This is a genomic window from Fictibacillus fluitans (assembly GCF_030418125.1).
Lineage (GTDB): Bacteria > Bacillota > Bacilli > Bacillales > Fictibacillaceae > Fictibacillus_C > Fictibacillus_C fluitans.
The window spans coordinates 180,323-194,437 of sequence record NZ_JAUHTR010000006.1; the positions used below are offsets into that span (position 1 = coordinate 180,323).

The 14,115-nt window shown below is 44.5% G+C and carries 15 protein-coding genes; all 15 read right to left on the reverse strand.

The genetic code is table 11. The features are described 5' to 3' along the window. Nucleotides 1–2: 2 nt before the first annotated feature. Nucleotides 3–473: an rRNA maturation RNase YbeY gene (ybeY, locus tag QYB97_RS13185; protein WP_301166465.1), complete on the reverse strand. Its 471-nt coding sequence runs from the start codon at nt 471–473 to the stop codon at nt 3–5. Beyond that, on the reverse strand, nt 474–2,612 hold the full coding sequence (locus tag QYB97_RS13190) for an HD family phosphohydrolase (RefSeq protein WP_301166466.1): 2,139 nt from the start codon (nt 2,610–2,612) through the stop codon (nt 474–476). It lies immediately after the preceding gene. A 137-nt stretch (nt 2,613–2,749) separates the two neighbouring features. Next, nucleotides 2,750–3,718 (reverse strand): PhoH family protein, encoded by a 969-nt coding sequence (locus QYB97_RS13195; RefSeq protein WP_301166467.1) that lies wholly within the window; start codon nt 3,716–3,718, stop codon nt 2,750–2,752. Nucleotides 3,719–3,723: 5 nt separating this feature from the next. Beyond that, entirely contained in the window at nt 3,724–4,917 is a 1,194-nt protein-coding gene (yqfD, locus tag QYB97_RS13200) for a sporulation protein YqfD (protein WP_301166468.1), read from the reverse strand. Nucleotides 4,918–4,938: 21 nt separating this feature from the next. Then, nucleotides 4,939–5,223, reverse strand: a complete 285-nt coding sequence (gene yqfC / locus QYB97_RS13205; RefSeq protein WP_301166469.1) for a sporulation protein YqfC — start codon at nt 5,221–5,223, stop codon at nt 4,939–4,941. Between the two features lie 107 nt (nt 5,224–5,330). Further along, nucleotides 5,331–5,771, reverse strand: a complete 441-nt coding sequence (locus QYB97_RS13210; protein WP_301166470.1) for a hypothetical protein — start codon at nt 5,769–5,771, stop codon at nt 5,331–5,333. After that, nucleotides 5,771–6,784 carry a flotillin-like protein FloA gene (gene floA, locus QYB97_RS13215; RefSeq protein WP_301166471.1) on the reverse strand — a complete coding sequence of 338 codons (1,014 nt, stop codon included), beginning with the start codon at nt 6,782–6,784 and terminating at the stop codon, nt 5,771–5,773. Before floA ends, QYB97_RS13210 begins: the two co-directional genes overlap by 1 nt. Continuing rightward, the gene (locus QYB97_RS13220; RefSeq protein WP_425589800.1) at nt 6,785–8,128 is read right to left on the reverse strand and encodes an NfeD family protein; all 1,344 of its coding nucleotides are present in this window, start codon (nt 8,126–8,128) and stop codon (nt 6,785–6,787) included. It abuts the gene before it with no gap. A gap of 172 nt (nt 8,129–8,300) precedes the next feature. Then, the gene (locus QYB97_RS13225; RefSeq protein WP_301166473.1) at nt 8,301–8,744 is read right to left on the reverse strand and encodes a GatB/YqeY domain-containing protein; all 444 of its coding nucleotides are present in this window, start codon (nt 8,742–8,744) and stop codon (nt 8,301–8,303) included. A gap of 16 nt (nt 8,745–8,760) precedes the next feature. Beyond that, complete coding sequence (rpsU, locus tag QYB97_RS13230) at nt 8,761–8,934, reverse strand: 30S ribosomal protein S21 (protein WP_007202240.1); 174 nt, start codon at nt 8,932–8,934, stop codon at nt 8,761–8,763. A gap of 114 nt (nt 8,935–9,048) precedes the next feature. Next, nucleotides 9,049–9,723, reverse strand: a complete 675-nt coding sequence (gene deoC, locus QYB97_RS13235; protein WP_301166474.1) for a deoxyribose-phosphate aldolase — start codon at nt 9,721–9,723, stop codon at nt 9,049–9,051. 122 nt (nt 9,724–9,845) lie between these two features. Continuing rightward, nucleotides 9,846–11,198: a tRNA (N(6)-L-threonylcarbamoyladenosine(37)-C(2))-methylthiotransferase MtaB gene (gene mtaB / locus QYB97_RS13240; protein WP_301166475.1), complete on the reverse strand. Its 1,353-nt coding sequence runs from the start codon at nt 11,196–11,198 to the stop codon at nt 9,846–9,848. A 5-nt stretch (nt 11,199–11,203) separates the two neighbouring features. After that, the gene (locus QYB97_RS13245; RefSeq protein ID WP_301166476.1) at nt 11,204–11,956 is read right to left on the reverse strand and encodes a 16S rRNA (uracil(1498)-N(3))-methyltransferase; all 753 of its coding nucleotides are present in this window, start codon (nt 11,954–11,956) and stop codon (nt 11,204–11,206) included. 1 nt (nt 11,957) lies between these two features. Next, entirely contained in the window at nt 11,958–12,914 is a 957-nt protein-coding gene (gene prmA / locus QYB97_RS13250) for a 50S ribosomal protein L11 methyltransferase (RefSeq protein WP_301166477.1), read from the reverse strand. A gap of 27 nt (nt 12,915–12,941) precedes the next feature. Beyond that, nucleotides 12,942–14,063, reverse strand: a complete 1,122-nt coding sequence (gene dnaJ, locus QYB97_RS13255) for a molecular chaperone DnaJ (RefSeq protein WP_301166478.1) — start codon at nt 14,061–14,063, stop codon at nt 12,942–12,944. Nucleotides 14,064–14,115: the final 52 nt, after the last annotated feature.

Below are 14,115 nucleotides of genomic sequence, written 5' to 3' on the forward strand. Positions count from 1 at the left end.
TGTTATCTCGTCAGTCCGTAGGCAGTTAAAATTTCATCCTGCCTGCCAAACATTTGTTTTTCATCCTGCTCATTCAAATGATCATAGCCTAAAAGATGAAGCAATCCATGAACTGCAAGAAATCCGATCTCCCTCATAAAGGAGTGCCCGTATTCTTCAGCCTGCACCTTTGCCGTATCCACTGAAATGATAATATCTCCAAGAATCCTTGGCAATTCGGCTCCTGTTATTTCAATCTCGCCCTCGCCCATTTCTTCCATGGCGAATGAAATCACATCCGTTGGCCGGTCCTTGTCCCTGTATTGTCTGTTAATTTCATGAATCATCTCATCGGTGACGAACGTTAAAGACAACTCCGTTTCATCCGGCACTTCCTCCATGGAGGCCGCATAATTAAGAAGATTGGTCAATTCCTCAATCAGATCCGGTGTCATCTGTTCGGATTCATCAGTATAGTCAATGTGTAAACTCATTTATAAATCCACCTTCTTTTTAATTTGCTGTTCGGGATATTCAATCCTTGAATGGAAGATACCGTTCAGTGTCTGGCTAAGCGTTTTGGCGACGGTATCCAATTCTTTAAAGGTCAGGTCACATTCATCAAATTGTCCATCCTCCAGCCGGTCTGTGATGATTTTTCGGATAATGGAGTCAATTTTAACTGGCGTGGGTTTAGATAATGAGCGAACGGCTGCCTCCACACTGTCTGCAATCCCCACAACAGCAGATTCCTTCGACTGCGCTTTTGGGCCGGGATATCTGAAATCAGCTTCCGGAATATCTTTTTCACTCTGTTCAGCTGCTTTATGGTAAAAGTATTGAAGCAGCGTAGTTCCATGGTGCTGTTCCGCAATATCAATAATTTCTGCCGGCAAGTTATATTCTTTCAACATCTCCGACCCATCATACGGATGAGCAATAATAATGGTCTTGCTCAACTGGGGTGTTAATTTATCATGCGGGTTCTCCATGTTCATCTGGTTTTCGATAAAAAAGTGCGGTCTTTTTGTTTTCCCCAGATCGTGATAATAGGAGCCTACTCTTGCAAGCAGACCGTTCGCACCGATCGATTCACAGCCGGCTTCCGAAAGATTGGCAACCATTACGGAATGATGGTACGTTCCCGGAGCTTCAAGCAAAAGCTTGCGCAGAAGAGGGTGATTCGGATTGGACAATTCAATCAAACGGGTTGTGGAGAGCACCCCAAACCACGATTCAAACACAGGCATCAGTCCCAATGCCAGAACCGATGCTAAACATCCGGAAACAAACCCAAACCCAATCTCCACCCCGATCTGCACCGGGGAGTATTTTCCGTTTTGAAGCAGAAGAATGATCAAAATTGAAACGATGTTAATAAAGGAAACGAGAAGCCCCGCTTTCAGTATCCTTGATCTTAAATGACGCTTGCCCAGATAAATGACGCCAGCAAAGCAGCCAAGCAGCACGTAGATGCCTAGTGGAAAGTTAAATGTACCGGTCGATCCTTCATTAAACATCAATGTTGCACAGAGCGCAAACAAAACACTTGAAAGAATGGCCGTATATTCGTTCATGAGCATTTTAATCATCATGGCTCCCGCTGCAATAGGGACAATAAAGAAAATGCCCGTAATCTCCATTTTGTCAATGAAGCTGGTCAGCTTCATGACCAGGAGGGAAAAAGCCATGAGAATAACGTAGAGCAGGATCTGTTTCCTTTTGCTGCTCTCTTTATCGGCAAAAGAATCCCTTATTAAATAATACAAGCCTGTAACCAGGATAAGAACAAAAAGGAGCAGTCCAACATAAGGATACACCGTAACTTCTTTATCGAGCAGTCCTACGAGCTTTAACTGTCGGAATTTTTCAGGCGTTATGACATCGCCCTCTCTGACGATAATTTCCCCTTCTTTGATCTCCACAGGCTCTGCTGCGTCAATGGCTTGTTGCTTGGCAAGTTTGGTTTTATCCACGTCAAGCAAGTAATTGGAAACTATATTGCTTCTCGTCAGTTCGATCACTGCATTTTTTAAAGAAGAGTTAAAGTTGGAATTCTCCTGGATGTTATCTTCTGCCCGTTCACGAAAAAATTCGAGCTGGTCCACTCTGATTTTATTTTTCAGCGTGTCATTGATGACAGAACTGGCCAAATCTCTTGCTGAACTGAGTTCGGAAGAGGAAGCACTAAACAGGGCCGTATAAGCTTCCGGAGAAATTTGGTTGTTGCCGACCATACCCTTGATTTGATCAATTTTCTGATCAAGTGTCAGAGGTTCTTTGTCTTTGTCCTTTTTCTCAGCTTCATTAATTTTCTCTATTGCCTTGAAAATTTCGTTTGATTTCTCAGCTTGCTTTAGCGGGCTGTCTTCATCATAGGAATAAAGATTTTCCACCTTGTCAGCTGCATCCTTTTGCTTTTTTAGCGTTTCTTCCTTCATTTCTATGGAGATCGGTGATTGTATGTCCCGAGGAGAGATGGAATACGGCTCAGCATCAACCGTATCTGGTGTGACATTACTTACTAACGTCGAATAAATAATCAAGGCCAATAGTCCAAAAAGCAGGATTGACCAACTTTTAGGTGAATTCTTCTTTTTAAACTTTAACCGTTTTATCACATTGTTGCTCATCACATTCAGCCCCCGACTGTCACTGCTTTGTATCTACATATTAACAAAAACTGGACAGAGAAGGTATAGCAGAATTGTCAGTATACTTATTTCTCTCCAAAAAAAGAAGAAGCATCAGGTAAAACCTGATGCTTCTTCTACTTGCCATCTTCATTTTTTTCATAGGCTGAAATGATGCGCTGAACCAGCGGATGTCTAACCACATCAAGCTGTTTCAAGAAAATAAATTGGATACCCGGCACACCATTCAGAGTGCGTTCTGCCACTTTCAACCCTGACTCTTTTCCCCGTGGAAGGTCAATCTGGGTCAAGTCACCCGTAATGACCATTCTGGATCCAAAGCCAAGGCGTGTCAGAAACATTTTCATTTGTTCCGGAGAGGTATTCTGTGCTTCATCAAGAATAACAAAGCATTCATCGAGCGTTCTTCCCCTCATATAGGCGAGAGGTGCAATTTCAATGGTGCCTCTTTCAATCAAACGTTCTGTATGTTCCATACCCAACAAATCATGAAGAGCATCATACAGCGGACGCAAATAAGGGTCGACCTTTTCTTTCAGATCGCCTGGAAGGAAGCCAAGGCTTTCCCCAGCTTCAACAGCCGGCCTTGTCAATACTATCTTCTTGATTCTTCCTTCTTTCAAGGCAGCTACTGCCATGACCACAGCCAAATACGTTTTACCAGTACCTGCAGGGCCGATCCCAAAAACGAGATCCCCTTTTTTCATCGCTGTTACATAATGACGCTGACCAAGTGTTTTTACTCTGATTGGTTTGCCTTTTACGTTTGTTGTAATCTCCTGCTGATACAATTCAGTGATTTCATCGAGCATTCCCCGTTCTGCCAGCTGAACAGCATAAACAATGTCTCGTTCAGAAATATGAATTCCTTTTCGGATCAGACCCAGAAGCACGATCAGTACATCTTCCACCTTTAAAACGGCATCATCCGCCCCGGTGACCGAGATGTCTTCGCCTCTTGTGACAATGGTGACTGAAAGCTTATCTTCAATAATATTCAGAAAAGCGTCATTCGGTCCGAAAAGCGCCAGGGCCTCTCCCTGGTCTTCTAATTGTAATCGCTGTAATTTGGTGGTTTCTGACAAACTACTCAGTCTCCTTGTTGGATAAGTATAGGTTGTTCAGATGCAATATTTTCTATTACCTGGTAGTGCATCGATAAATTTACTTTACCATTTGAAACGGACTGGCGCAAAATTTTTTCTCCTTTAATTTTTGCATCGTGGGAAAGCAATTTCCTAACTTCTTTTTTGGCCATTGACTTCCCTGCCCGGATGGCTTCGGATTCTGAATACACCCGTTGTACGCCATCCGTTTCCCGGATTTCTTTCTTTATATACGAGACGGGCAGCGTCCATTTCCAAAACCTCAGCGGGGTTTCATTCTCGCTGACCTCTTGTGCTTTATATTCCCCGTCTTTCCATCCCCAAATCGGTATTTTGAGGCCAAACAGATTTATTTTATGCTGTGTTATCATATTTCCAGTAAACGTTTGAAAATCAGTTTTAAGCGGAATTGTAACGCTTGTTGTATACCATGTCTCCCCCCAGACAACTCCCTTGGCCGGAACAAGCTTTGTTTTTCCTTCCTTTCCAATGTATCCGGAAACAAGGAGGCTGCCTTTATAGACAAACTGATGGGGGGAAACAACGGGTTGTCCTTTTTCAACGAACATATCATAGATCACTGCGTCCTTTTTTGCGACTAAATGCTTTGGTGAAGACGCTTCTTTTCGTTTAGGTATTTCCTTTTCCACAACCTGAAAATTGTAGGTTGTCCCATTCAGACTTACTCCAATCCAGGTTACGTTGTCCATGGCATTGGTCAGCCGCTGCTGAAGCTGCCTGACATTGGGGAGGAGGAAAATGAATTTCCCCTTTTTTATCCCCAATTCTTTTGCAGCCTTTAGAAGCTGGTACTCTGTTTTAGGATTTGCTCCTGTCACATTAATATTCCAAACCATATTGGATAGAAGAAATAAAACAACAAAAAAACCTGCAAGTCCCAGCAAGAGGCCATTTCTTTTCCACATTCTGGCTGCCCAAAACGGCAAACCGTTCTTCTCAAGAAGGCGGAACTTGCACTTTGTTTCCTTTAGAAGCAGCCGTACCTCTTTTATGTTCCTTGTATAAAGACAGGCGGACACGGAACTTTCACCTGTCCGTTCGATATTCCAGATGGCGATCCCTCCGGCCAGGCAACCGTTGATCAAGCCTTCCAGATCGTCCCCTCTCAACTCAATTTTCACATAACTGTTTATCGGCTCCAGCCAGTCCTTTTTCATAGCGGCCTCCCGTACTGGTTTTTAAGTGGATTTGTCATAATAGACCCCTTCTATCGTTCCTTCAAGCAAAATTTCTTCCGGCAGGATGGTTTTGATCACAAAATCCTGTCCTTTGATTACAAGGTGTCCCTGCTTTAAACGAAGCTTTAGTTCTTCTCTTGAAAAGGCCATGACCCCTCTGTGATTTTCTATATAGATATGTAACTGGCCAATCATTGTAATGCGGGGCAAATCCATCATGGCATCCGCTGGGAGATCAAGTTTTTCCACTAACCATTTTGTTACTTGCTGTCTCCACTTTGCCATCTGCAACACCCCTCTCATCTCATTTTTATGAAAGGGTGGGATAAACTATCACCATAAATTTAAAAAAGGACCGCATGAAATGCAGTCCTTTTTTAAATTTTATTTTATTATTTTTTTCTGTGAAGCGGCTGGTAGGCGCGGGGTTTGCCCAGAATCTCCGACCAGATGATTCCTTCAACAATATTTTCTTTTTTGACATTAAAAGAAACTATTTCATCGCTGCGGTCCCTGTACCTGTTGGTTACGGACACACCTGACTGGGGAGATCTTCTTGGCTTCTCCTGGACGTTTTGATATCTTTCCAAAATTGTTGGAACGGAGGTGACGTCTTCAGCACTTTCTTTCATCGCCCTATCCCTTTTGGCTTTTTGGGCAGCTGCCGTATCCGGTGCTTGAGGTGCTCTCCTTTGAACGCGGCGCTGCTGCGGTGGATCACCTTGCTGCGACAAACCTCTTTTAATCAACCCATACAGTCCCACGACCACAAAAATGATAAATGGAAGCAAATCACCGATGGCATCGAAAATATGATTGAGAAGTGTATCCATTATTTCTTCCCTTTAGTGCCCGGCAAATCATCTTCTCCTGTTGAAGGATTTGCTTGTTTTCCAATCGATTCTCTCATGGTCGTATCAGCAATTACGTTGGTCAGGTTGGCATAATCAAGCACACCCATGTTTCCTGAACGGAGCGCCTCGGCCATCGCAAGCGGAACCTCTGCTTCAGCTTCCACAACTTTTGCCCGCATTTCCTGAACTCTCGCAATCATTTCCTGTTCGTTAGCTACCGCCATGGCCCGGCGTTCTTCCGCCTTCGCCTGAGCAATGTTTTTATCTGCCATCGCCTGGTCTGTCTGCAGAGCTGCGCCAATATTTTTACCGATATCAATATCTGCAATATCGATGGACAGAATCTCAAATGCAGTTCCGGAGTCCAGGCCCTTGGACAAAACGGTTTGGGAAATGGTATCCGGGTTTTCCAGGACCTTCTTATGGTTTTCGCTTGAACCGATTGTGGAGACTATACCTTCTCCTACACGGGCAATGATGGTTTCCTCGCCGGCACCCCCGACGAGGCGTTCAATATTCGCACGTACCGTGATTCTTGCTTTTGCCTTAACCTCAATCCCGTCCAGCGCCACACCGGCAATAAACGGCGTTTCAATCACCTTGGGGTTAACACTCATCTGAACGGCTTCCAGGACGTCTCTTCCGGCCAAATCGATTGCAGCCGACCGTTCAAACGTCAAATCGATATTTGCCCTGTGCGCGGCTATGAGGGCGTTTACAACGCGGTCTACATTTCCTCCCGCCAGGTAATGGCTTTCCAGCTGGTTGGTCGTAAGATTTAACCCTGCTTTTTGTGCTTTGATCAGCGGATTAATAACCCTGGAAGGAATTACTCGTCTTAGCCTCATCCCGATTAATGTAAATATTCCAACCCGAACCCCTGCGGCAAGTGCCGAAATCCATAATGCCACCGGAACAAACGTAAATAGAACAGCAAGGACGATAATAATGACACCTATCATAACCAGTGTTGCAATTGAACCTGAAAACATTTAATCTCCTCCTTTTTCTAATACATCTTCTTTTACTTCTCTAACCACGATTCTTGAACCCTGCACTTTTACAATTTTTAGCTTTTTCCCTTTTTGAATAAAGCTTCCTTCTGTAACAACATCCAGATACTCTCCATCAAGTTCAGCTGTACCCGACGGCCGGAGCGGCGTGATGGATTCTGCAATCCTGCCTGTAAGATCTGCTCTTTGATCATTAGAGACGTATCCTTTTTCCGTACTTGTGCTGTCAAACAGAATCAGTTTTCTCAACGGCCCCCGATAGCCAAAATATTTAAGGAAAATAAACGATCCTATTACAGTAACAACAACAGCAATTCCTATAGAAATGGCTACAGTCGTTACGGATCCTGCGGCCATGACCAAGCCAGCTATCACTGCAATCACCCCCAACAATCCGATTATTCCTCCTGGAACGAAGATTTCGAGAAACAAGAACACTAGTCCAAGCACAAAGAGCGCGATGGATTCCCATCCGGCCAGTCCCGCAATCATATGACCAAAGAAATAAAGACTCAATGACAGCAGCCCTATGGTGCCTGCGATACCAAATCCCGGTGTGAAAAGTTCAATTGCAAGACCAAGGAATCCAATTGAAAAGAGGATGGCAACTACAATCGGGCTCGTAACCACACGTGCTACTTTTTCGGCCAGACTTAAATTAACTTCAGTCACTTTGGCATCATCCAGCTTCAAATATGAAAGCAGTTCTTGCCGGTCATCTACAATATTTTCGGCATAACCGACCTTTAGCGCCTGGTTGGCTGTCAGCGTTAACAATTTCCCTTTCTCAAGCCCCAGTTCCTTAATTTCAATGTTTTCATCTGCCATGGCGCGGGCATATTTGGGATCACGGTTGTTAAGTTCCGCTGCCGCTTCCATTTCTGCGATCCAGGCAGATTCTGCTTTTTTCCCGGCCGTATTGCCCTGTGCATTGATAACCGCGGCAGAGCCCATCATTGTAGAGGGTTTCATGACGATTTCATTTGCATTCAATGCAATGTATGCACCCGCAGAAAAGGCATCTTTGATTATGTATGCCGTAGTGGGTATCTTCGTATTTCTGATCAGCTGGGCGATCTTATTGGCCGAATCCACTCTTCCTCCTGGTGTATTGATCTCAAAAATAATATGATCTGCACCTGCTTTTTCTGCATCATCTATAGTTCTCTCAAGGAAAGCTTCAAGGCCTCTTTCTATTTCCTGCTGTACGGGGATAACGTATACCGTCTTGCCATTTCCTTCACCGGCGGCAGGCTTGATGATGGTCAGCAGCGGGATGATCATCAGTCCCAGAAAGAATAGTAACCGGATTATTCTCAACAATCTCCCCCCCTTTTAATCCTCAATTATTCATACGATTGAACAAACAAAAAGTTTCAATATTTGGAAAGCCTCCTTTCCATTGTACAGTATGTATTTTCGAAAAACCAACCAAGTATGCTTTAATAACGCAAAAAGACGCCTGTGAGGATTAACCTCAAGGCGTCTGTTCGATTTAAGATAAATTTTGTTGTACGAGCTTGTTGACAAGAGAACCATCGGCTTTGCCTTTAACTTGAGGCATAACCACTCCCATTACTTTGCCCATATCCCCTTTTGATGAAGCACCAACTTGTTCGATGGCTGCCAGGACAATTTCTTTCACTTCATCCTCGGATAATTGCTGTGGCATATAATCCGTTATGATAGCAATTTCTTCTTTTAAAGAATCTGCCAAATCATTGCGTCCGGCTTTTTCAAATTCTTGGAGGGAGTCTTTTCTTTGTTTCATTTCACGTGCAAGAACAGTGAGCTCTTCTTCTTCATTCAGGTCGTGCCCGAGCTTGATTGATTCGTTTTGAAGGGATGCCTTCACCATGCGAATCACAGAAAGCTTTTGCTTGTTTTTGTCCTTCATCGCTTGTTTCATATCCTGGTTTAATCGATCAAGAAGACTCATAAAACTTACACCTCACTTAGAACTTGCGCTTTCTTGCTGCCTCAGCCTTCTTCTTACGTTTCACGCTTGGCTTTTCATAATGCTTGCGCTTTTTCACTTCTGCCAAAGTTCCATCTTTGGAAACGGATCTTTTAAAACGACGAAGAGCATCATCAATGGATTCGTTCTTACGAACACGTGTTTCTGCCATTTTCTTTCCCTCCCTCCAGACCATTTCCTTCACAATAAGTGATAGAAATGCGTCACATATCTTTTGCCATTATAATATATCAATTGCTAATGGTCAACAAAAATCCGCTTTGTTTTAATAATCGGAATCAGAGCTTTCGCCTTTGACAATAGAAATTCCTGCGCTGGCACCGATCCGCGTTGCTCCTGCTTCCACCATCGCAAGTGTGGTCTCCCTGTCACGCACTCCGCCTGAAGCTTTTACGCCAATATTCGGGCCAACCGTCTTTCGCATAAGCCGGATGTCTTCAACTGTAGCTCCTCCGGTGGAAAACCCGGTAGACGTTTTCACAAACTGAATACCGGCTTTAACTGCAATTTCGCAGGCTTTTACTTTTTCTTCATCGGTAAGCAGAGACGTTTCAATAATGGCTTTGGTCAGTGCGCGACCTTTTGCAGCTTCAACAACCGCCCGGACATCGCGTTCAACCAGATCATACTCTTTCCCCTTCAAAGCACCGATATTGATTACCATGTCCACTTCAGTCGCCCCGTTTTCTATCGCATTTTTCGTTTCAAATGCTTTAACTTCCGGGGTGCTCGCTCCAAGCGGAAAGCCAATGACCGTACACACGGCCACGTCTGTGCCTTTTAACTGTTCAAACGCAGTGTAGACCCAGACCGGATTAACACAAACGGAAAAGAAATTGAATTCTTTAGCTTCCCTGCAGAGTTTCAAAATATCCTCTTTTGTTGTTTCGGGTTTTAAAGCGGTATGGTCAATGAGTTTTGCAAGATCTGATGCAGCCATTTTTATCATCCCTTTCCACACTTCTTCTCTTCCTCTGTATTTTACCAAAACCCGACGTTAAAATACAAAATCCGGGTTAGATAAAAAAAAAGAAAGCCCGGATTACCGGACTTTCAGCTGGATCAGAAGTTTGCAATTTCTTTAGAAAGGTGATCGTCCACCACTTTTACAAACTGGCCTTCATTATACGGGTAACCCGCTTTCGAAATTTTCACAAGGACTTGTTTACCGATCATCTCTTCGGTTGCAGGGAACCTGACCTTGAGATAATTCGGTGTATATCCGATAAACTGGCCTGTACCCTTTTCTTCCTTGTATTCTTCTTCAGGAATCACCTCTACCACTTCATCTTCATAATTCGAAGCATATTCTTTGGCAAGCTGGTCCGAGAGCTCGATCAAACGGTGAACCCGTTCGTTCTTCACTTCTTCAGGCACTTGATCTTCCATCCGCGCAGCAGGTGTGCCGGTACGCTTGGAATACGGAAATACATGAAGCTCGGAAAATTTGTGGTCACGGATGAAATTATAAGTTTCCATAAATTCTTCTTCCGTCTCCCCGGGAAATCCAACAATAACATCAGATGTAATCGCCAAACCAGGCAGCGCTTTTTTTAGCTTGGTTATACGCTCTGCAAAAAGCTCCATGGTATACTTTCTGCGCATTCTTTGGAGAACCGTATTGGAACCGGACTGAAGCGGAATATGAAGGTGTGGAACCACCTTATCGGAACGGTTCATAACCTCGATCACTTCATCCGAAATCTGGCTGGCTTCGATGGAAGAGATGCGCAGCCGTTTCAATCCTTCTACTTTCTCGTCCAATTCTGCAAGAAGCATGGCAAAGTTATAATCCTTTAAATCCTCGCCATATCCCGCCGTATGAATCCCGGTAAGCACAATTTCCTTATACCCGGCATTGACCAGCTGCTGCGCCTGATGGATTACTTCTTTTGAATCCCGTGATCGGAGCAGTCCGCGTGCCCAGGGAATGATACAAAACGTACAGAAGTTGTTGCATCCTTCCTGAATTTTCAGGGAAGCACGCGTACGGTCCGTAAATGAAGGAACATCGAGTTCTTCATACACTCGTGCCTTCATAATGTTGCCGACTCCATTAATAGGCAGCCGTTCCTCTTTAAACTGCTCGATAAACCCGAGCATCTTTCCCCGGTCCTGAGTTCCCACTACAATATCGACACCGGGGATCGCCATGATTTCTGCAGGGGAAGTCTGTGCATAGCATCCTGTCACACATATGACCGCATCCGGGTTTTTACGGATGGCCCGGCGGATCACCTGGCGGCTTTTTTTATCGCCTGTATTGGTAACAGTACATGTATTGATAACATAAACGTCAGCTGTTTGCTCGAACTCTTTTCGTTCATAGCCTTCACTCTGAAACAGCTGCCAAATCGCTTCTGTTTCGTAATGATTTACTTTACAGCCTAATGTATGAAAAGCCACTGATGGCATTTCAATCACCTCATTAATTCAAAATGATAGGAAACAGCACTAAGGAGATAAGAACTGGCTGTTTCTGTCCGCAGGATACGTGGCCCGAGTCCGCAGGAAACAAAACCCGCTTCCTTTAATTCAGACACTTCCTGCTCGCTAAAGCCGCCTTCAGGCCCAATTGCACACAGTAGCGTCGAACCCGGAGCCATTGAATGGAAGACCTCAGCCAGACGCTTCGTCTCTCCCTCTTTCGCTTCTTCTTCATAAGCCACAATTTTATAATCAAAATCTGCAGCTTGCTTCAGAAGAGATGGAAAGGAGGCCGGCGGAAGAAGGTCAGGAATGACGCTGCGGTGAGACTGCTCAGCTGCCTCTTTAGCAATTTTTTCGAGCCTCTGGATTTTCTTCTGGCCCTTTTTTTCATCCCACTTTACAATACACCGTGATGAAGAAAAAGGCAAAAACCCTTTTGCCCCAAGCTCCGTTCCTTTTTGTACAATCGTTTCGAGCTTATCCCCTTTTGGAATTCCCTGGGCAATGATAACTTGTACAGGAGATTCCTTTTGTTCCTTTATCTCTTCGATGACAGAAGCCTGGACGGCATCACGGTCGACTGATGTGATTTCACAGAGCACGGTCCGGCCCTGGCTGTCGGAACAAATAATATGGTCACCGTTTTCCATTCTCATTACTTTTGCAATATGATTTGCGTCATCGCCCGAGATGGTTACAGTGGTATCGCTCATGTCGTTACCTGAAACAAAGTATCTTTGCATGCTAGACCTCTTTCGGGTGTGAAAGATTACGCGCAATAATGGCGACCCAGTCTTCCATCTCCAGCACTTCTACAATGGTAAAACCATTTTGCTTCAGTTCTTCTTTTACTTCGTTCTTTTTCCCCTGAATAATGCCTGAAGTAATAAACAGACCATCTGGTTTAAGCACCCTTGCGGCATCTGGAACAAAACGCAGGATGATATCAGCAAGCAGATTGCCGACAATAAGATCGGCAGGGCCCTCAACGCCGTTTAACAGGTTATTCTGCTTTACCGTGATTTTTTCAGCCGCTTTATTCAGCTTCACATTGATGTTGGCACTTGAAACGGCTACATCGTCCAGATCAAATGCCTGGACCTGATTTGCTCCCAGGTGGGCCGCAGCGATACTTAAAACGCCTGAGCCGGTTCCTACATCTATGACCTCATCACCTGGCTTCAAATATTTTTCAATGGCTTGCAGGCACATAACAGTGGTTGGGTGTGTCCCGGTGCCGAACGCCATTCCCGGATCCAGTTCAATGATAACCTCATCCGAACTCACAGGCTGATAATCTTCCCATGTCGGGGTAATGGTTATTTTTTCAGAAATCTTGACCGGTTTGTAGTATTTCTTCCAGGCAGTCGCCCACTCTTCTTCATTTACTTCACTGATACTGACATGGTTATGCCCCAGGTCGATATCGTAGGTCATCAGATTATTAACGGCATCCTTTATCTCATCCACCGTTTCACCAAGAAAACTTGTTACCGGTAAATACGCTTTTATTAAAACGCCTTCTTCAGGATAATCATTGGGATCGAGTTGATAGATTTCCCCAAAAACGGATGTTCTCTCTTTTGACAGCTCTTCCGGATCTTCTATCACCACGCCGCTTGCGCCTGCTTCGTGTAGAATATTTGAGATTGGTTCAACCGCTTCCTGGGTAGTATGAATGCTAATTTCTGACCATTTCAATTCTATCAACTCCATTCCTATGATCCATTACTCGCCTTTAAAGGCTCTTTTTACTTTGTCAAAAAAGGATTCCTCGTGCTCATCCGGCACATCTCCGCCGATTTCGGCAAAATCCCTGAGCAATTGCTTCTGCTTGTCGGAAAGCTTGGTTGGTGTCAGCACCTTCACTTGAATGTGCTGGTCTCCCTGGCCGCGTCCCCTGACATTTTGAACCCCTTTTCCGCGCAGACGGAAGTGAGTCCCGGTTTGTGTTCCTGCAGGTATTTTCAATTTGATTCGCCCGTGCATCGTAGGAACTTCAATTTCATCTCCAAGTGCCGCCTGGGCATAGGTAATAGGCATTTCGCAATAAATGTCGTCTCCGTCCCTCTCGAAAAATTCGTGAGGAAGGACTCTGAACACAACATACAGATCTCCCGGAGGACCTCCATTTACACCGGCTTCTCCATGCCCGGAAAGGCGAATCTGCTGGCCGTTATCCACACCCGCTGGAATCTTCACATTAATTTTCTTAGTAGTAGTGACTTTTCCGTTTCCGTGGCACGTACCGCATTTATCTTTAATAATCTTTCCTGTTCCGCTGCAGTATTGGCATACCCGTTTATTGACAATGCGTCCAAAAGGAGTATTTTGTTCAACATTCAGCTGGCCTGAACCTTTACAGTGAGAACATGTTTCCGGCTTAGTGCCAGGCTTTGCGCCTGATCCGTGGCATGTTTCACATGTTTCTTCTTTAGGAAGCTCAATTTCGGTTTCTTTGCCGAAAACCGCTTCATCAAACTTAAGGTTCATATTGTACTGCAAATCTGCTCCCTGTCTCGGGGCATTCGGGTTTCTTCGTCCCCCGCCGCCGCCGAAAAACATGTCAAAGATATCTCCAAATCCGCCAAAGTCAGCTCCCGCGCCGCCAAAGCCCCCAAAACCCTGATTAGGATCTGTATGGCCAAATTGGTCGTACTGTGCTTTTTTTTGAGGATCTTTTAACGTATCATACGCTTCCCGCACCTCTTTAAATTTCTCGGCAGCATCCGGTTCTTTGTTTACATCCGGATGGTACTGCTTCGTCATTTTGCGGTAAGCTTTTTTTATTTCATCGGTGGATGCATTCTTATCCAATCCGAGTACTTCATAGTAATCTCGTTTACTCATAGAAACCCACTCCCGAATCTTCACATAAAAATTATCTTACCATTGTTGCTTT